Consider the following 19,080-nt stretch of genomic DNA (forward strand, 5'->3'; position numbering starts at 1 on the left):
ACGCACGTCTTAGTTCTTTTGTGTTTGAAAAAATCCTCTTATTGTTTTAAAAATGGCAGATCAGGCTCTTTCTTGGTATAGAGCACCACTTCGATAAAGGTCCCTACTTGGACGGCAAAGAGCAGTCCGACGAGAAGATTAATCCGATGGTCTGTTTCATAAAATGGAGAGTTCCATAAGAAATGATTTGCTACTGTTGAGAGAACACACCAGAGTCCAAAGAGTTTTTCCTTTTGCTGGGTCACTTGAGACAACAAGAGGAAGACACCAACGGATACAACAGCTGTATAGAGGGCGTGTGAAGCTAACCCACCAGAAATACGGTTAATGGCCTCAGTAACGGCGGCTAATTGGCTAGTTTTTGTTTGGCGGGCAACGTACCCTAAATCCTCAATGATTTGAAAACCAAAACCAGAGCCCAAGCCTGCAATTAGAATCGCTTTTAGATCTTTCTTACCAACCATCAAGACAACCCAAAAGGCAACCAGAGCCTTAAAGAATTCCTCAGAGAAGGGGGCTGTCAAGGCATCGGTCCACTTGTTAAAGACAGTGGCATCCTTGATCACATGGCTATTTAGGATGTCAATTAAGCTATTTCCTGAAAAACTCAACCAGCCTGCTACGAAAGCCCCCCCAAACATAGCAATCCATAAGAGATAGGTTGGGACAGACAACTGCTTGGCCAAACGTTTTGAAAAAAGATAGAGTGGGATAATAATAGCAGCTAAAACAGACAAGTTCAAGACCAAGTCTCTGCCTGCAGACTGGCTAAATTCTTGTTGAGAAAGATGACCGAGTTCAAACTCCAAGCCAATTCCTGCAAATAGTAGAAAGAGATAGATCGAGACTCTTTGAATTTTAGTCATCTTGTTTTCCTCCCTTTTGTTTCTTTGAGCGAATTAGGTAGATCACAATCGCTAGAAGGGTTGCTCCGAACAAGCCTGCTGCTAGGATGTAATCATAGTCAAAATCAACCAGATCAATCTGTTCTTCGTAAGCAGCATCTTCTTCGTCATCTAGATCTTGCAGGGCACTTTTTCCGTGCTCATCTGCTACCTTTTGTTCTGCTTCTTTTCTAATTTCTTGCAAACGTTCGAAGGTTTTCTCAGCTCTTGCCATCCCTTCTTCTGTTGCCTTCTTACTCGCTTCTTCAGGCTGAGAAGCAAGGGCAATTTGTTCCTGATCACTCAGATCTTGTTCAACCATCCACTGAGATTCCAATCGTTCCATTTCAGTACGAATCGCCCCATCTTCGAATAAATCAGGATACTTGGCTACAAGGTCATTGATTCTTGAAATGGTCCAATACCAGGAGCGGTCATTGTAATGATCCCCTAATTCTTGGTAGGCTTGATAGGTGTTGAGAATATTGCCATAGTACGGTAGGTAAGGAGCATTCCGCGGACTGCCCATCGACAGCCACATGGTGCCTCCACCCGCACTTGCTGGGACCTCGTCTTTCAGTTGGAAAATATGGGCCTCCATGACATTTGGATTGGAGATGGGGTATTTATAAACAGCATCAAACTCTCCTTTTTTCGGGATGCCTTTTCCATCCAGCTCCATTTGATCCTGTGGTTTGTATTTGGTTCCTTCCAAACGATTGCGTTGGAGATTCATGGCATCGCGGAGAGTTAATTTTCGATCCGTTTTATGAAGAAGGTCAAAGGACGCATCGTCATATTTAACAGGAGAGCTTGGGTCTAGAGATTTGATCCCCGACCAAACCCGCGAGCGATCCGCTTCTTGCAAAGGCGGATTATAGGATTGAGAAACATGGAATTTTCCATCCACTTCCTTATAGCTATTTGCGTCCTTGGCAACTGTTTCAAGATCTTTTGAGGCAATCGTACGCTCTGTATCTGATACATCTACATGACCTAAGAAGAAAGTATTTGGAAAGACTGCAAAGCGATCTTCTGGAAAGAGAATGGCCGCATATTGGTGACCGGATAGGATTTCCATATACCAGACGCCTTCTTTATCGGCAATGGTCACAATATTTCCTTCTGCAGCGCCTTTTTCTTCGACGATTTTAGCAATGAGTTCAACCCCTTCTCTTGCGGTTTTCACACTTGGGAGAACGATACTGGTCAAGCCCGATTCTGCGAGGCCATCCTCGACATAGGGATCCACTTTTTGGATCTTGTCATTTGCTGAAGCAGATACAGTAGCAGAAATGGAAACCCCATATTCATTGAATCCTGCTTCGTCAAAAATTCCCTGATCTGGGGTGACATCTGGGACTGCTGTATACTTATAGCTAATCTCTGGCAAGGGATATTGAAAACCGTTGGCGGCATCCTCAAAGATGGCACCTTTTTTATTGTAGACGCGCTCTCTGACCACAAAGTTTTTATTATGGTTGGGCTCTAAATCTTCGGTACGCCCTACCAAGGTCGAGCCGTCGGCCGTCAGTTTCTTTCCGATGATGAACCCCGTACAGGCCTCAACAGGTTGAGCAATCAACAAAAGCGGAAGCAAGGCTGCTACAGCTGAGCGAAAATAGTGCTTCTTCATCCTAAACTCCTTTTTTAAAATGTTTTTCCTTATTTAGTATACTCTTTTACGATCCTGTTTTGCAAGCGATTCCAGCAACCGTAAAGGATTCGTAAACTATCAGAATTTTTGAGGGAAAACACTTTTTCAAAAAAAGAAAGGATTGGCTCATTTTGCCAATCCTTAGAATATAGATAAAGTCAACTTAAAAACTTTCCTTAGGTGAGTACGGACGTCAGCGAACTTCTACGAAGTTCCATGACTTAGTTTTGAACCTAAGGTTTCAAAACTACCGAGTGCTTGAAATTATCATGTTTCAAGCACTTTTCTCACGGCGGAAAGTTTTCGTATATCATGAATCATTTTAAAAATTAGAACTCTTTTATAGTTCTTTGAAGAATAACTTAACCTATTTTACTTAAAAATTAGTTCCTATACGTTTAGAGAGTGGGACAGAAATCCTAGCCTCTTAATTGTTTTTGGATTGTCAAGCAAGACGCAGTGGTTGAGTGGGCTCTACTACGCTGATTTCATCAGCTCTTACAGCCCTACTAACTGTGCGGAGGTGGGACGACGAAATCGAATTCTAACGAATGACCGATTTCTGTCCCACTCTCTTTCATTTTTTCTGTTGCTTCGCTTGCCACAATTTTCCATAGAGGAGATAGTCGACTTCTCGGAGCTCTTTCAGGTTCTGACAACCGAGCGCACAAAGGAGTAATTTAAGGTCTTCTTTCCATCCTTGGACAATAGCAATCACTTCTTCGATGCTCTTGGTCTCTACCATCTCAAGAAAAACGCGGGAAAGTCCTACGCCACGCGCTCCAAGGACCAAGGCCTTGACCATATCAAGAGGATGACGGATGCCACCACTAGCGAGGATCTCAACCTGATCTATCTGATCTTGTAACTGTAAGAGACACTGCGCAGTTGATTGTCCCCAATCATCCAGATAAGCGCGATTTCCACCACGACGATTCTCAATATAAGCAAAACTAGTGCCACCACGGCCAGAAATGTCAACGGTTTTGATCCCAGCCTCTAGTGCCAGCTGGACTGTTTTGGGATCCATACCAAAGCCCACTTCTTTCAGGACTACAGGCACAGGAAAGCCCTGCCCATAGCTCTTGAGATGGTCTTTCCAAGTGTGGAAAATCCGCTCCCCTTCTGGCATAAGCAACTCTTGCATCAGATTCACATGAACTTGAAGAAAGAGAGGTTGAAGCTCTTCCACTGTTCTTAAGCCCAAGTCTGGCTCTTTATCGAGGCCAATATTGGTCGCTAACAGAAGACGAGGGTGATCTGTTTTGACAGCGTACGATTGATCGCTCGGATCCTTCAGCCCTGCACTGTAAGAACCAGTCACAAAGAGAATCCCACAGGCTTGGGCTACTGCTGCCAACTTTTGATTGATCTCTTTAGCCCGTTTACTCCCGCCTGTCATGGCATTGATATAAAAAGGAAACTCCCAATCACGCCCTGCGAAATGGGTTGTCAAATCAATCTCCGCTAGACCCACAAGTGGGAGGGAACGGTGAATTAGCTCGATCTCATCAAAGCTATTATAGGAAGAGCTTTGCTCCAAAGCATAGCGAATATGCTGGTCTTTTCGATTTTCGCTCACGAATCTCCCATCCTTTCTTGGTAAATGACTTCAATATCCTGTTCCTTCCAGCGATCTATCAAGGTCTGAGTCTCAACTGGGTCAAAACTAAGGGCAATCCCACAGTCGCCTCCTCCAGCGCCACTGCACTTGGCACAGGCAGAAAGGCCCTCTGTCGCTTGCTGCAGGACTTTTAGAGCCTGGGTATAGATCAGATGGTTTAAGGATTTTAGGTTCTGATCTGCACGTTGGATACTGGCCTCGATCTCATTTTGGCTCCCTTCACGGAGACCTTTTTCAAGATTCTTCACTGCAGTCTGACTCTCCTTGAGAAATTCTTCCTTGATCGCTCCCTTGACCTGACGGATCAAATCACTTGAAATCGCTGGTTCCTTGGTCCAACCAACCAGAAAATCATAAGCGATGGCTGGCTGGATCGAGCAGATCTGGTAGTCCCAATCCAGGTCTAAAACTTGTGACAGGGGCTGAGAAGTCAAGACTTCATGCAACCAAGCCCGATCAAAGGATTGGTAATAAATCAAGTCCTCGTAGGCAATACAAGCCAAATCGCCCATGGAACCATTGTCCCCTCTTTGCACCAAGACCACTGCTGCTAGTCGAAAGAGCAGGTCCGGATGTAGGTCTAGTTCATACAGAGCGGCCACGGCCTTGATCACGAGCAAGACCACACTTCCGCTGGAACCAATCCCATACTTTTTCCTCTCTTCGCCCAACGTCCCTCTTAGGTGAAGATCAAACGGTTTAGGGGCTATCCCCTGATCTTTCAGCCACTTTTCCATGAGCTGAATGGTCTCTTGAATCAAGGCGTAGTCCTTATTTGGGGTCAAATCCACCTGGTAACCAAAGAGATCTGAGACTAGCTGATAGCTTCTAGATTCTTGGATAGTAGCTGACAGATAAATGGGAATAAACTGAATCACGGCTCCATAGCCAGGCGTTAGCACTGCGTATTCTCCAGCTAGATAGAGCTTGCCTCCAGTCTGTACCTGATACTTAGTCTTCATCTTGAGGGTCCTTTGTCTTAGATACGATGGTCCGATAGCGGGCATCAAATAAAGGTACCAGCTGATCCAAGTCTTCTTCTAAACAGAGAACCTTAACATTCGGCCCTGCATCCATAGTAAAGTAACAAGCATGGCCTGCAGCGCGAAGCTCACGGACAAAGTCCATAGCTTTATGGCTTTCTTCTGTCAAGTAGCTAAAAGCTGGAGTGGCTGTTCTAGTCGTCGCATGCATAGCAAGGGCATTGCGCTCTGTCAGATGACCGACCCGTTCAAAATCATTGGCAACTAGATAGCCCAGCATGTCCTTATAATCTTGTCGAGACTCTTCGATCCATTCTTTGAAATTAGTCGAAGTCTCCATGCAGCGTTTCATCCCTTCGCGGCTGGAAACAGGCTTTTGCTTGTCATTGAGGACCAGCATGATCATCGCGAGTTTTAGGTCTGTTTGGACCTTATAAATTTCTCCACTTTCTTTGTCCCAGGCTGCTAAAGGGCCAAAGAAAGACCGCGAAGAAGAGCCCGAAGCAAACTTGGCTTTTTGAGCTAATTCCTCCTGGGTCAAGCCCAAATCATAATACTGATTGCAGGCCTTGACAAGAGCAGAGAGGCCGCTTGAGCTAGAGGACAAGCCTGCGGCGGTTGGCATGTTGTTGCTGGTATCCACCCGAACAAATCCTGCTTCATCTGCTGGCTTCAAGCCATCAATCACAGCTCCAATTTTGGCTTGCTCAGCTGGATTTTGGAATTCCCCATCGATGTAAAATTCATGCGCAGTCGCATCTGCTGGCAAGGGAGAGAGACTGGTCTCTGTATACATATTCTCTAAGGTCAACGAAATCGAACTGGTCGAAGGGACCATCTGTTTGGCATCTTCTTTTCCCCAGTATTTGATAATCGCGATATTGGCATAGGACTTAGCCTTTACAGGTTTTCGATCCATGTATGGTGCGCTCCTTCTTTTTCTAATGCATGGGCAATGGTTTCTGCTTCACGAGAATCCTTGACGAGGGCAATCACACAGCCTCCAAGACCGCCCCCACTCATTTTAGCCCCTAAGGCCCCATTTTCAAGGGCAACGGCGACCAGGTGATCTGCTTCTTTACAGCTGACACCAACGGCTCTCAAGTGGTCATGACAAGCTGTAAGAGCCTGCCCAAGGCCAATGAGATCTTTTTCTTTCAGAGCCGCTTCTACCTGCTGGGTCAACTGACCAATCTCATGGAAATGGGACAAAACTTCCTGCCCTTTAGCTTCAACCTTTTGAATCGCCTCACGGGTATTGCCGTGAATCCCCGTATCCGCAATCACCAAACTCGCTTTTATACCCAGCTCCAGCGGGTAAAAGCCGACATTCCGGATGAATTTAATGGCTTGATCGCTCAGACAAGTCTTGGCATCCAGACCGCTTGGATTCATATGGGCAATGGTTTCTGCTCGATTGACCAGGATTTCTAAGGTCTCATCGTCCAGCTCCTCTTGATAATAGTCAAAAACTGCACGAATAGCTGCGATACTGACCGCCGCAGAGGACCCCATCCCCCGTTTTTCCGGTACCATAGACTGAATCCGACAGCGAATCCGGGCCTCACGAATCCCGAGGTGCTCAAGAGACGCAAAAACCGCCATGGACAATGTGTCATCTTCAAACAAAATCCATGGACTGTCTGCCGGGATGATCTGGCAGATCACTTCGATATGATGGAGTGGCAGGGCAATAGCCGGATAACCATAAACCACCGCATGCTCTCCAATTAAGATAATTTTACTATGCGCCTTTCCGACGCCTATCTCTTTATGCATATTCATCTCGCTCTACTAAGGTCATTACTATTTTAATATAAATCAGCCAAAAAAGCGATGCTTTTGAAGGAAATCCAACCTAAGACGGAGTCCAAAAATGAATCACCCAGAAGAGCTCCTTCTTATGGACAGACAAGAAAAGGCCGGGATCCGTCATCCCAGCCATCCATTTCTATTTTTCACATTCTTGTTTGATCAAGTCCATCAAAGAGTTGCGGTCTAAGATCCATTGGGCCCGTTCGTCCTTCTCATAGGTCCGGTTAGACAAAAAGATCACAGCTTCCTGCCTCTTTCGATTGTACATGATGAAGGTTCCAGTATAGCCCGTATGATCCAACCAGTCACCCTCTAGATTCCATCCGAGAGCGCGGGTCTTGCCCTCTTCACGCGCAAAATTCTGAGACAAGTCACGCGCAAAATCATCCTTCAGATAATGCTCTAAGAAGCGCTCTAGATCAGCAACAGTTGAAAAAAGTCCAGCACTTCCCGCATGACAGCCCAATACTCTCGCTTTGGGATCATGAACACTTCCAGAAGCAAGGCCACGGACCGTTGGCACCGCCTTTTCGACCGGTCCAAACCGTGTCTCTGTCATCTTCCAAGGTGTAAAGATCAGCTCTTCAAATAAACGATCCAAGGGCTGGTGAAACCTGTCTTCTAACCAAAAGCCCAGCAGAAGAAAATTGACGTCGGTGTAATGAAAACTCTTGTCTTCTTTCAACTGCAAATTTTCAAGAGCTGTTTTCAACTGTCTCGCATCCAATTGATCCCGGTTGGGGATAAAAGGATCCAGCCCAGAAGTATGGGTCAAGAGTTCCCGGATGGTCGTCTTCTCATGAGCAAAACGCGGGTAAAACTCTTTAAAGGGACGATCGAGCGGAAGCTCCCCTTTCGCATACAAAAAAGCACAGATGGTAGCGACTCCGACGACCTTACTGACACTGGCCAAATCATAGACCAGGTCAGCCACTACTGACTCTCCTTTTTCAGGATCCGCTAGTCCCAGATAGTGCTCACTCCACTGACCCTTGCGGTAAAGCGCAAGAGAGGCACCTGGATAGATGCCTTCTTGGATTTGTTCGGTAATTTTTTCGATGATTGCATTCACGCTCATCACTCCATTCTTATTCTTCATAAGAAATATGGACCTGATCTTGATTGGCTTCAAACCAGAGTTCAATCTGGCTTGGATCCTTGGCAATCAAGAAAGTTCCCTTACGGTGCACAAAATCGACAGTTTCTCCCAAGCGTTCTTTCACGACTTCCACATCAAAAGATGCCAATTCGACCTTGATCATGCTCAAATCCCAAGTCACCTTGTTCTCCACTTGGAGATCTTCTCCTTGAGCTTCCTGCAAATGGATAAAGTGGGCCAAAGCTGGCAAGTTGCTATAGAACTTCTCAGCCTCAGCAAAATCGGCCACATTGACCTCAAGAAAGTCCACATCAAAGCTGGTCAAACCTTTGAAATCTTCTGGCACGTCAACAAGAGGCGCTTTCTCCAACGGTTCTAGGCTTTCAAGATTTTCTTCAGCATGCACGAAAATGGTATCTCCTTGAGGAGACACAACTTCAAAGGCGCGACCATTAGCTCCTTGGTAAAGGGCGCTTGTTTCTGGCTGGCGGGCCAACAAATAATCAATTTCTTGAGCTTGTGCCACTTTCACCACGATGCGACCCAATTTCTTTGGACCTTGGACCTTACGCGAACGCATACTCGGTGACTCTTCTAAGACAATTTTCTCTACTTTTGAGGCATCTCCTAAAGATAGGAGAGCTCCTTCTTCCACTAATACTTTCATTCCCAATGTCTCTTCATAAAAGCGTTGATTGACATTTCGGTTATTCACTTTCAAGACTGGGATCACTCTTACGATCTGATTTGCTGTCATACTTTCCTCCAAGCACTTTTTATTGTAAAAGATTTTCTGGCTTTTTACAAGAAATCTTGTGCAAAAAAGACAGATTTTTCAAAAATAAAAATCTGTCTTTCTTTTTTTAGTATACTGTTCGTGTATGGACCCGCCCGTTTGGAGCTTCAAATTCGTATTCTAAGTAATCCTGATAGGTCCCTGGTGCAATCACTCCACGCACATCTAATACAGCCGTTCCTGCCTGTCCCACAATGGAATCTGCTAACAGGCAGCAATTAGTAGACAGAACAAAGTAAGATTTAAAACGCGAAGAAGTAAATTTATATAGCTCAGCCCCTAAATCATATTTCAATTTGTAAGCGTAGGTCGGCTGACCGTCTTCCAGTAACCTCCTAGGTGGATCCCAAGGTTCTAACAACTGATCAATTTCAGCTAGACGCTTCTCTACTGCCTGATTCTCTTCTTCGGTAAGGGATAGGCTGTAGCCAAACAGCGTCTTTTGACTCTCTTTTTTACATAGTTCGATGTATGGTTCCTTATCCACTTTAAACAGTACGCCATCCCCAATCGTCCCAAATAGACGCTCTGAAAAGGGATCGTAACTTCCGTAAGAAATGACCTTCCCCTGATAACAAATATCTACATGCCCAATCGCTCCAAATAAGTTGCTGTCAGAAGTATGAACCAAAATTTCTAATTCCCTTGCCTCTTCTTCTTTTTTCACCAATCGATAAGGGCCTGTGTGTCCCGCCGAGCTCCCTTTTTGAAGAAACTGGTTAAACCGTTTTAACTCCTTAGCAGGGATAAAGGCTGCAAAGATAACCGGTAGGCTAATACGAAAGCGACGTTTTAACTCTTGGCCTTGTTGGTCTTTGTCAAATAAAATACCATCTCGAATATTAGAAATCCCCAACAAGACCAGATAAGCCCCCAAGAGGATAAATTGGAAGTGCCCATCTGAACCAGGTTCCAAGACAGTTGCTAGACCAAGCCCACCGTTTAAAAGCGCATCCCATAAATAGAGCCAGCCTCCTTTTACCCGATTGGCCTTATAAAGCCAAAATGTGATCCCATAGACAATGGCACTCCCCAACTGATATGCCCCTAAACAAATCACAACTAAGTTTACGGGCAGACCACTCAGTCGATTCAACCAGATCAACGCAAGTGAAAGAAAAATAAACCAAATAGAGTGGCTATAGGAAATAGACTTGCTACGTAACAAAAAGCGAAGAAGAAAGCTTCCTAGTCCATCAACTAAAAAGTAAATGGCTAATAGATCCAAGGAAAATTTGGTGAAACCAACGCCGTTTCGAAAAATGAGAATCCCAAAAATGACGGCAAGAACCCCAAACAATAAGGTCCGTCTTCTTGCAACTTGTTCAAAAGATATTTTTTTCAATATTCCTTCTCCTTATAGACGAAAGGTCTTTAGACAAATACTATTTTATCAAGTATAATATAAAAAGTAAAGAAAAAAGAAACTGATAAAAGGAGCAGTCTATGAAATACAATCAATATAGCTATCTATCTGTTGACCAAAAAGACATTCTTAAGGAACTAAAAGAAATTGGGTTTGACCTTCCCACCCACCTCCCAGAAAAAGAACTGTTTGAATGGTTTGTCCGCAAGGTTTACTTCACCTATAAAGATACAGATTATCCCCTCTCTAACCTAGTGGTGGATTCTAAAACAGACTTTTTAACGTATATCCAATCTGACTGCGAATGGTCTCCGAACATTTTTTACACAGTAGCCCTCCAATTACTCGGTTTCCGCTATTTTATTGATTTTGAAGATACGGATAGCTTCTTGAAAGAAGTCCAATTTCCGATTGAGTATGGAAACTTGGTAGAAAACCTCTATCACCTTCTCAATACTCGAACAGTAAAAGGAAATTTACTCATCGATCAGTTGGTCAGCGATGGCTTGATTCCTGAAGATAACCAGTATCACTATTTTAACGGCAAGAGCCTCGCAACCTTTACGAGCCATGATGCCATCCGCGAGGTCGTCTATGTGGAAAGTCGGGTCGATACCGACAAAGATGGTCTGCCAGACTTGGTCAAGGTCAGCATTATCCGTCCTCGCTATGAAGGCAAGATTCCAGCTGTTATGACCGCAAGTCCTTATCACCAAGGGACCAACGATAAGGCCAGCGACAAGGCCCTCTACAATATGAATGTCGACCTCGAGGTCAAAGAACCTCATACCATTCAAGTAGAAGTACCTCAATTAGAATTGGTGGATCCTGTCGGTTCAGCTGAGCTAGTCGATGAAGCTGAAGAAACTCTCACCCATATCAATTCCAGCTATACCCTCAACGACTACCTCCTTCCACGCGGCTACGCTAATCTCTACGTATCTGGAGTGGGGACAAAAGATTCGCAAGGCTTGATGACCAATGGAAATTACCAACAAATCGAAGCCTACAAGAACGTTATCGACTGGCTCAATGGCCGTTGCCGGGCCTTTACAGATCACACACGCAAACGCCAAGTCAAAGCTGATTGGTCTAATGGAAAGGTCGCAACCACCGGGATCTCTTACCTTGGAACCATGTCTAACGGCCTTGCGACCACAGGTGTGGACGGTCTTGAAGTCATCATTGCAGAGGCTGGGATCTCTTCTTGGTACAACTACTACCGCGAAAACGGCCTCGTGACAAGTCCTGGTGGCTATCCAGGTGAAGATTTCGATTCCCTTGCCGAATTGACCTACTCGCGCAACCTTCTAGGTGGAGACTATTTGCACCATAATGCAGCCCACCAAGCCGATCTAGACATCGTGAAAAAAGAGCTGGACCGCGCTTCTGGAGACTACAATCAATTCTGGCACGACCGCAATTATCTCTTACATGCTGATCAGGTGAAGGCTGAGGTGGTCTTCACTCATGGTTCGCAAGACTGGAACGTGAAACCTCTTCACGTCTTTAATATGTTCCAGGCTCTTCCAACAAGCATCAAGAAACACCTCTTCTATCACAATGGTGCCCATGTCTATCTCAACAACTGGCAATCCATTGACTTCCGCGAAAGCATGAACGCCCTCCTCTCTAAAAAATTGCTGGGCTACGATTCAAGCTATGAATTGCCTACTGTCATCTGGCAGGACAATACAGGAGAACAAAGTTGGACTTCCTTGGATGATTTTGGCAACCAAACAAATCAGCGGACCTTCCTACTCGGAGACGGTGAAAAAGTCATCCAAAACCGCTATGCGACGGAAGATTACGAGCGCTATGGCAAGGCTTATCCGACCTTCTTAAGCGATCTCTACCAAGACAAGGCGCAACAGGTGACGATCGATCTTCCAATCGAAGAAGACCTGCACCTCAACGGGAAAGCTCGCCTTCACCTGCGACTTCACTCCAGCATCAATAAAGGCCTTCTCTCAGCCCAACTCTTAGAGCTTGGAAGCAAGAAATACCTCCAACCCTATCCTGCAGTCTTATCGGTCCGTACACTGGATAACGGTCGCTACCATATGCTAGACAACTTGACCGAGTTGCCATTCAAGGAAGCGGGCCAACGAGTCATTTCGAAAGGTTATCTCAACCTCCAAAACCGGCATGACCTCTTACAAGTCGAGCCTGTCACACCAGGAGAGTGGATGGAATTTGACTTTGATCTCCAACCAACCATCTACAAGCTCGAAAAAGGAGCGACCCTTCGCCTGGTCCTTTACACGACGGACTTTGAAATCACTGTGCGTGATCAAACCGATTACCAACTCACCATTGACTTAGCACAATCAAGCCTCCATCTTCCTGAAATGACAGAGGCCCACTAATCGTACTCTCAAAGCTTGTCCTCTCTTTGCTTCATTTGACAGCTTAGCCTACTTATGTTACTATCTAATAGAGTATTTCATAGAAAAAGATATTAGAGGAAGTTATGGCGATTGAAAAAACTGTCAGCGAAATTGCTGAAATTTTAGGAGTCAGCCGCCAGGCGGTCAATAACCGTGTCAAGGCGCTGGCTCCAGAAGATACACAAAAAAACGAAAAAGGGGTTACCGTTGTAACCCGTAGTGGCTTGATCAAGCTCGAAGAAATCTACAAAAAAACTATTTTTGAAGATGAGCCAGTCAGCGATGATGTGAAGCAACGCGAATTGATGGAAATTTTGGTGGATGAAAAAAATGCTGAAATCGTCCGTCTCTACGAGCAACTCAAAGCCAAAGACGAGCAACTCGCTAAGAAAGATGAACAGTTGCGCGTGAAAGACGTTCAAATTGCTGAAAAAGACAAGCAATTGGACCAACAACAACAATTGACTTTACAAGCAATGAACGACCGCGATACCTTGAAACTTGAACTTGAACAAGCCAACGAAAAAGTTCAAGAGCAAGAAAGCAAAGGTTTCTGGGCACGCGTTTTCCGTCGATAATCCGGGGCTGGATCCTACCAGTCCCTTTTCTTTTCTACCACAGGAGATTTTCCATGAAAACATTAGAAGATTATATTGCCTTCGATCTCGAATTTAACCAATACGAAGGTGCCTATCAGATTATCCAGGTGTCTGCCGTACGCTTTACGGACGGTAAAGAAGTCGACCACTACGACTCCTACGTCTACACCGATAAGCCTCTAAAAAGCTTTATTAACGGCCTGACTGGCATTACCCAGGACAAGATCCAAAATGCCCCTCAACTCGAGCAGGTCCTCAGTGAATTCAAGGCCTTTGTAGGAGACCGGCCCTTGATCGGATACAATGCCAAAAAGAGCGACCTACCCATCCTACTTGAAAATGGCTTGGATTTAGAAGAGCAATACGCTGTCGATGTCTTTGACGAAGCCTTCGAACGTCGTCCATCTGACCTTCATGGCATTAAAAATCTCCAACTCCACACCGTTGCAGAATTTTTGGGAGTTGCAGGAAAATCACACGATAGCTTAGAAGACGCCCGCATGACAGCTCTTGTCTACCAACAATTCCTCGAATTTGATCAAGGCCGTACCCTCCTTGAAGAGCAAGAGAACTTCTCCATCAACCCCTTTGGAGGCTTGGACTTATCCGGATTTTTTGATGAATAAAAAGAGAGAGTGGAACAGAAATCGGTAATTCGTTAGAATTCAATTTCTTCGTCCCACCTCCGCACAGTTGAGTAGGGCTGTAAAAGCTGATGAAATCAGCGTAGTAGAGCCCACTCAACCACTGCGTCTTGCTCGACAATCCAAAAACAAGAAGAGGCTAGGACTTTTGTCCCAGCCTCTTTTGAGTTGATGAAACTTTCTTTGCTTAAAATGGTAATTTCCCTGCGAAAGCACCGAGTTTTTTCTTGGTTGCCGCATCAATTTCTTCAATGGCAGCATTGATGGCTTGCACCGTCATATCAGAAAGCGTTTCTGTATCTTCTGGGTCAACCACTGCGGCGTTAAAATCGATGGAAACTACCTTCTTATCACCTGTAAGAGTCGCGACAACCAAATCTTGAGCAGATTTTCCTACAAATTGAGTTGCAGCTAATTCTGCTTGGCTTTGCTCCATTTGCTTTTGCAATTTTTGAGCTTGCTTCATCATATTTTGCATATTCATCATAATTTTTTCTAGATTCCTTTCGTATCAAGGGTTTAGACCCTATTGCTTAATTTTCACTGCCCACTTCTGCCCATTTTTCTAAAAATCGTCAAATGCGTTAGCGACCTCTTTTTGTTGTGATGGGAACAAATGTGAGTAGATATTTATTGTTGTATTGATAGAACTATGTCCTAGTCGTTTCATCAGTGTGAAAAAGATATAATCCTTTCCTTCTCCTCTCCTCAATCCCTGATTTATCAAAAAGGCTACATGCGAATGCCTAAAATCATGGTTTCGGATCAATTTGAAATCTTCTGGCAATCTTTTCTTGAATGACGCTCTAAAGTTAGAGACATTCGGAGCAGTCATAGGTTCCCCTGAAAATTGGAAAATCTGCAAATCATCTATTGAATCAGTGAGCTTAGACAGCCTCTGACTTTGTACTGACTTCCAGGTTTTCAACTCATCCACAAAAGCTTTATGAATGTAGATTTCTCTATTTGATTGAGTTGTCTTTACAGATCCAATATGTGTTTTTCCATTGCGATAATAGGCTGACTTACGGATCTTAATATATCCCTCATCAAGAAAAATATCTCTCCAAGTTAAGGCAAGTGCCTCCCCCATACGAATTCCCGTAAACATGAGTACACGATATAAAAGTTTAAAAGGATATTCACTTTCTTCGAAATAGGACTCAAACTCCTTGAATTGTTCAGGAGTATAGTAGGACATTTCTTTATGCTTTTCTGGAAGTTTCCGAATAGCATCACATGGATTATCTTGTCTAAATCCTTTCGAAATAGCAATATCAAACAACTTATGAACAAAAATCATTTGTTGGTTAATATGTGTTGGTGTAAGCGTCCCACCTTTTACACTAGGCTGTTCAATTAACCAATCTCGATATTTTTTTACATCTTGAATGGTAACTGAAGACATATCAGCATTTTCAAAGAATCGCGATACATATTGGGTATAGTATGAGTTCTGAGTATCTATTGTACCTCTTTTATTTCCACGAAGCTCATCTTCTTCTTTTAACATTACATAAAGAGAGGAAATGGTGAGTTTTTTTGTATTCTGTATCTGATTTAACTTATGGATACGGTAATAAGCCTCATATTCCTCTGCTTCTTTTTTCGTTAAAAAATTAGATTTGCGGTGTCGTATACGTTTGCCAGTTAAGGAACTTTTACCATCACTAATATCAACTAGCCACAGTCCATCGTCCTGTTTTATTACCGCCATGCTATTTTTCTCCTTCAGTCATGACAGCGCTTTGAAGGTTCCCTTCAATTATATCATTTTTTAATTGTATTTGAAAACCAAGAATGGATTCAACTGTAATAATCGGTACACGTCCAATACGTTTATTCTTATACCATTCAAATCCTTCTTGTACAAGCTGGCTTTTAGCCTTTCGTATTAATTTACTAGCTTGTGTTTCAGAATATCCAATCAATTCCATTAAATCATTTTTATCTACAACTTGAATCATCTATATCTATTCCTTTCTAATGTCCTATTACATAGGTAAATTGTTTGGCAGTTTCTGCGTCAAAAGTACGGTAACTAATGATCCCTAATCCTTTCACATTACACTCTGAGATGAGAATTGAACCGTCTGATTTGACCTGTTCCACAAATGAAACATGTCCGTATATTGGATCAGCTCCAGCTTGGCTAGGGCTAAATGATAGTGCAGAGTGCTCAGTTGGTGTATGGGTTGTTGTGAAACTTGGCTTATTCATCCATTGACCACCATTTCCCATAAATGGATCAAAGTTGACTCCGACTTGTTTCCCACGGTTGAAGACATACCAGGTACATTGTCCCCATGGATAGGTGCTAGCGATATATCCTGCGGTATCAATAGCTGTTGTCAGACTGTAACCTACCGGTATATCATTTGAAGTTACTCCTCCACCATCTCTAGTTTTTCCTGTAGTTTGTTCAGGAGCTTTTGGTGTTCCTCCGTGTTCATCTATATAGGCATCCAGTTTTTGCATGGTTTCTGCACGTCTTTTTCCGGATCCCGTAGTATCTGTAAAATAGACACCGCCATCGGTAGCTGGATTTAGAGTACCATTCGCAAATTTCTTAGCCTTGTCATCTTGGATTTTAAAGGTTTGGTTTTTATTCCCAATAATAGTTTGTTGGGTTAGTCCGACAACAGCAATCTCATCATTAAAGTTATTGGCATATTCTGGGTTGGAGTCATAGGCACCAAAACCAAACATATTAGCTCCAGGATTAGTGGCTACTCCAGCAGTTCCAAGGGAACTTTCATTCAGTGCGATCGCAACGATTCCACGGACATCAAGATTAGATTTAGCTTCCCATTCGAGGAGTTTCTTTCCATTAATTCGGGTCTTATCATAGGAGATTCCTAACGTATCTAAAAAGCCGTCTAATTGCTCTGCTGTAATACCGAAGCGATGAACCAGTAGGTTATGAGTATAAGGGTCTCCATCTGACCAGTGATCCGCATAAGTCACTCCATTTTGGGATTGGGGTGAGCCATTTGTTCCACCACCTCCGACAGCCCCCATAAGGATAATAATAATGAGGACTGGTAGAAAGAGAGGAATGAGACCAGCTAATAGAAACCATTTTAGTTTTTTCATCGAATCTCCTTTCTAGTTAATGTCTTATATAAGCAGTGAACAAAACAGTCCCAAAGCGCCATTTTGCATCTAGAACGACTGAATAGGACTTAGCCTGTAGGATGATTTGGTCCCGCTCTTGTTCTGAGACTGGAAATAAAAGAAGGAAATCGACTGAGCGTTTTCCTTCTTGGTAGGCTTGATAAAGAGTTTCTTCAAGAACTCTTGGAAAAGCAGTTCTTGAGCGTATTTTGGTATTCATATCATTCTCCTCTGAGTTGTTTTAAGCGTTCTGTTAATCGGTCTCTTCGTTCAATATTGGATCTCAATTTATCGTCTCGTGTCATAGTCTTTCTATAAGCACGAGTGAAAGCATTCGACCCTTGAGCTTTGTACATAGCTTGAGGATCTTTATATTCCTCTAATTTGCGCTCAATACTATTAATGCGGAGTTGTTTAAATGGAGAAATCCATTCTTCTTTAAGAGTTTGAAATTCCTCGTTTGAACTTGGTGTTGGCTCCGCTGTGATTGGGGATTCCATTGAAGGAGTTGGTATTTTTTCTTCAACTGGTTTAATCCCTTCTAGCGCTGGCTTTGTTTTCGGAATGTTTGGTCCAGGAGCATCCGGACTTTCTGAAGTTTCAAGCGTTTCTGTTGGGAGCACTTCATCGGGTTGGTGCTCTGATTCCTTATTAGTAAAGAAAGAACCAACATTTTGGAAGTGACTCTTGGCATTCATCATCATCCCAGCTCCAAAACCCGCACCTGCTAGGGCAAAGTTTCCAAGGTGTTGAGCAGATGAAAGACTTCTCGATGGTACTTGTGAAGCCACCTCTCTAGTCTTTGTGACTCCTTTTTCAACTTTGTTTCCAATGTCACTTGCCACCATTCGAGCTTTGGATCCAAGAATGAATTGGATCAACTCAGCTTTGTATTTCCATAGAAGGAAGTATACAAGTCCTTTTGATACAACTGAAATGAGTAGTTTAAAGACAAGACCGAAGATAATCAAAGATGGAAGTGTTTTAAGGATGCCATCAAAACCTGTAATGACAATGTTTTCTATCATTTTTTCAATGTAGAAGACCAAAAGAGTTAATAGACTCGTGATAGCTGGGAAAAGCAGCCCACCAAACATGACTTTCAGAACTCCAAAAATCAAATCTTGCATTCTTGGTATAAAGGACATTAGTAGCACAATTGGAAAGAGCAGGATCATCATCAGGACAAGTGTTTGAGCGATGACGTTTAACATCTGAATCAAAATAACCGGTATCGCTAATACGAAGGCTTCACAGATTTTGAAGATAACGTAAAACATACGAGTAAAGATGAAATCTGGCATAGCTGAAACCCAACGGTTCTTTTCACCATCATCATTGGCTCCATTTCCTAGTTCATCTAGATATTTATTGCGATCTTTCGATTTAACTGCTTTAAAGTTTCCATTCTTATCGCCTGTTCCTAATACCTTACTATCATCAAAAGTTTCTTGTTTCCCATCTTGGCTATTCTTATATTTTCCATTTTCTTGACCTGTATTGACAAAGACATATGCTTTATAAGAGGTTTCTGCAATATAGCTATCTGCCATGGAATCGCCAATTTTAATGGATTTATTATTGCCATACTCCACCTTGATATTCGTGATATTTTTGGTAACATCTTGAGAGACATGGTTGATGGTATCTAGTAGATACAGACCACCTGATGTTCCAGCGATTGTTCCAAAGTAACCAAAACCAAGGATGAGAACTAGAAAGACATGAAGGAGAGTTCTTGAAAAAGCTCCTTTCGAAAAGAAAAACTGGTAAAAGAGATAGAACGCTAGAATCAGAAGCAACATCGAAACGAGTGATTGTTTTGCGACTCCGCCAGAACTTGAACCGATGAATCCTTTCCAGATGTTCATTGCTCCATTAAAGACATAGTTCTTGTAGTTGGAGTAGAGATCAATCTTTTCGAGAATTCGAATCAGCAAAGAAAAGAATCCCACCACTGCGTTTAGAATGAAAAAGAAGAAGTTGACGAAAAGCTCATTAATCAGAACCCAAGCCCCGTTAAAGGAAGCGAACCCAGTAGGCTCCATATAGGACTTGAGAGAGAAGATATCGACTCCTCTTAGTTTGTCAAAAGCTTCTTGCATG

Annotated in this window: 18 protein-coding genes; 3 read left to right on the forward strand and 15 right to left on the reverse strand. The window is 43.3% G+C overall.

What is annotated here, in order from left to right; all coding sequences use genetic code 11:
* Positions 1-38: 38 nt before the first annotated feature.
* From HMPREF9186_RS04810 to HMPREF9186_RS04850, 9 genes are all read right to left on the reverse strand, one after another.
* Positions 39-866, reverse strand: coding sequence for a PrsW family glutamic-type intramembrane protease (locus HMPREF9186_RS04810; protein ID WP_009731688.1), 828 nt, complete (start codon positions 864-866; stop codon positions 39-41).
* The gene (locus HMPREF9186_RS04815) at positions 859-2,520 is read right to left on the reverse strand and encodes a C69 family dipeptidase (protein WP_009731689.1); all 1,662 of its coding nucleotides are present in this window, start codon (positions 2,518-2,520) and stop codon (positions 859-861) included. Before HMPREF9186_RS04815 ends, HMPREF9186_RS04810 begins: the two co-directional genes overlap by 8 nt.
* Before the next feature lie 598 nt (positions 2,521-3,118).
* Positions 3,119-4,123, reverse strand: coding sequence for a type 2 isopentenyl-diphosphate Delta-isomerase (gene fni / locus HMPREF9186_RS04820; protein ID WP_009731690.1), 1,005 nt, complete (start codon positions 4,121-4,123; stop codon positions 3,119-3,121).
* Entirely contained in the window at positions 4,120-5,127 is a 1,008-nt protein-coding gene (locus HMPREF9186_RS04825) for a phosphomevalonate kinase (protein WP_009731691.1), read from the reverse strand. The genes fni and HMPREF9186_RS04825 overlap by 4 nt, the downstream gene beginning before the upstream one ends.
* On the reverse strand, positions 5,117-6,067 hold the full coding sequence (gene mvaD, locus HMPREF9186_RS04830; RefSeq protein ID WP_009731692.1) for a diphosphomevalonate decarboxylase: 951 nt from the start codon (positions 6,065-6,067) through the stop codon (positions 5,117-5,119). Before mvaD ends, HMPREF9186_RS04825 begins: the two co-directional genes overlap by 11 nt.
* On the reverse strand, positions 6,049-6,927 hold the full coding sequence (gene mvk, locus HMPREF9186_RS04835; protein ID WP_009731693.1) for a mevalonate kinase: 879 nt from the start codon (positions 6,925-6,927) through the stop codon (positions 6,049-6,051). Before mvk ends, mvaD begins: the two co-directional genes overlap by 19 nt.
* Positions 6,928-7,099: 172 nt before the next feature.
* Positions 7,100-8,041: a serine hydrolase domain-containing protein gene (locus HMPREF9186_RS04840; protein ID WP_037613944.1), complete on the reverse strand. Its 942-nt coding sequence runs from the start codon at positions 8,039-8,041 to the stop codon at positions 7,100-7,102.
* A 10-nt stretch (positions 8,042-8,051) separates the two neighbouring features.
* A complete protein-coding gene (locus HMPREF9186_RS04845; RefSeq protein ID WP_009731695.1) occupies positions 8,052-8,819 on the reverse strand; it encodes a CppA N-terminal domain-containing protein in 768 nt (255 codons plus the stop codon).
* Between the two features lie 106 nt (positions 8,820-8,925).
* Positions 8,926-10,203 (reverse strand): HdeD family acid-resistance protein, encoded by a 1,278-nt coding sequence (locus tag HMPREF9186_RS04850; protein WP_009731696.1) that lies wholly within the window; start codon positions 10,201-10,203, stop codon positions 8,926-8,928.
* A gap of 101 nt (positions 10,204-10,304) precedes the next feature.
* On the opposite strand from HMPREF9186_RS04850, the gene HMPREF9186_RS04855 reads away from it, so the two are divergent.
* The 3 genes from HMPREF9186_RS04855 to HMPREF9186_RS04865 all read left to right on the forward strand — a co-directional run bounded on the left by HMPREF9186_RS04855 (position 10,305) and on the right by HMPREF9186_RS04865 (position 13,839).
* Entirely contained in the window at positions 10,305-12,593 is a 2,289-nt protein-coding gene (locus HMPREF9186_RS04855; RefSeq protein ID WP_009731697.1) for a Xaa-Pro dipeptidyl-peptidase, read from the forward strand.
* Between the two features lie 104 nt (positions 12,594-12,697).
* Entirely contained in the window at positions 12,698-13,192 is a 495-nt protein-coding gene (locus HMPREF9186_RS04860; RefSeq protein ID WP_003008835.1) for a DUF536 domain-containing protein, read from the forward strand.
* Between the two features lie 53 nt (positions 13,193-13,245).
* Positions 13,246-13,839, forward strand: coding sequence for a 3'-5' exonuclease (locus HMPREF9186_RS04865; protein ID WP_009731698.1), 594 nt, complete (start codon positions 13,246-13,248; stop codon positions 13,837-13,839).
* Positions 13,840-14,044: 205 nt separating this feature from the next.
* Here HMPREF9186_RS04865 and HMPREF9186_RS04870 read toward each other — a convergent pair whose 3' ends face one another.
* From HMPREF9186_RS04870 to HMPREF9186_RS04895, 6 genes are all read right to left on the reverse strand, one after another.
* Positions 14,045-14,344, reverse strand: a complete 300-nt coding sequence (locus HMPREF9186_RS04870) for a YbaB/EbfC family nucleoid-associated protein (protein ID WP_003005613.1) — start codon at positions 14,342-14,344, stop codon at positions 14,045-14,047.
* Between the two features lie 78 nt (positions 14,345-14,422).
* The gene (locus HMPREF9186_RS04875; protein ID WP_009731699.1) at positions 14,423-15,574 is read right to left on the reverse strand and encodes a site-specific integrase; all 1,152 of its coding nucleotides are present in this window, start codon (positions 15,572-15,574) and stop codon (positions 14,423-14,425) included.
* A 1-nt stretch (position 15,575) separates the two neighbouring features.
* Positions 15,576-15,824 carry a DUF3173 family protein gene (locus HMPREF9186_RS04880; RefSeq protein WP_003005186.1) on the reverse strand — a complete coding sequence of 83 codons (249 nt, stop codon included), beginning with the start codon at positions 15,822-15,824 and terminating at the stop codon, positions 15,576-15,578.
* 16 nt (positions 15,825-15,840) lie between these two features.
* Complete coding sequence (locus HMPREF9186_RS04885; protein ID WP_009731700.1) at positions 15,841-16,953, reverse strand: CHAP domain-containing protein; 1,113 nt, start codon at positions 16,951-16,953, stop codon at positions 15,841-15,843.
* Positions 16,954-16,969: 16 nt separating this feature from the next.
* Positions 16,970-17,194 (reverse strand): hypothetical protein, encoded by a 225-nt coding sequence (locus tag HMPREF9186_RS04890; protein ID WP_009731701.1) that lies wholly within the window; start codon positions 17,192-17,194, stop codon positions 16,970-16,972.
* 1 nt (position 17,195) lies between these two features.
* Positions 17,196-19,079 (reverse strand): hypothetical protein, encoded by a 1,884-nt coding sequence (locus HMPREF9186_RS04895; protein WP_009731702.1) that lies wholly within the window; start codon positions 19,077-19,079, stop codon positions 17,196-17,198.
* Position 19,080: the final 1 nt, after the last annotated feature.

The organism is Streptococcus sp. F0442 (assembly GCF_000314795.2).
Classification (GTDB): Bacteria; Bacillota; Bacilli; order Lactobacillales; family Streptococcaceae; genus Streptococcus.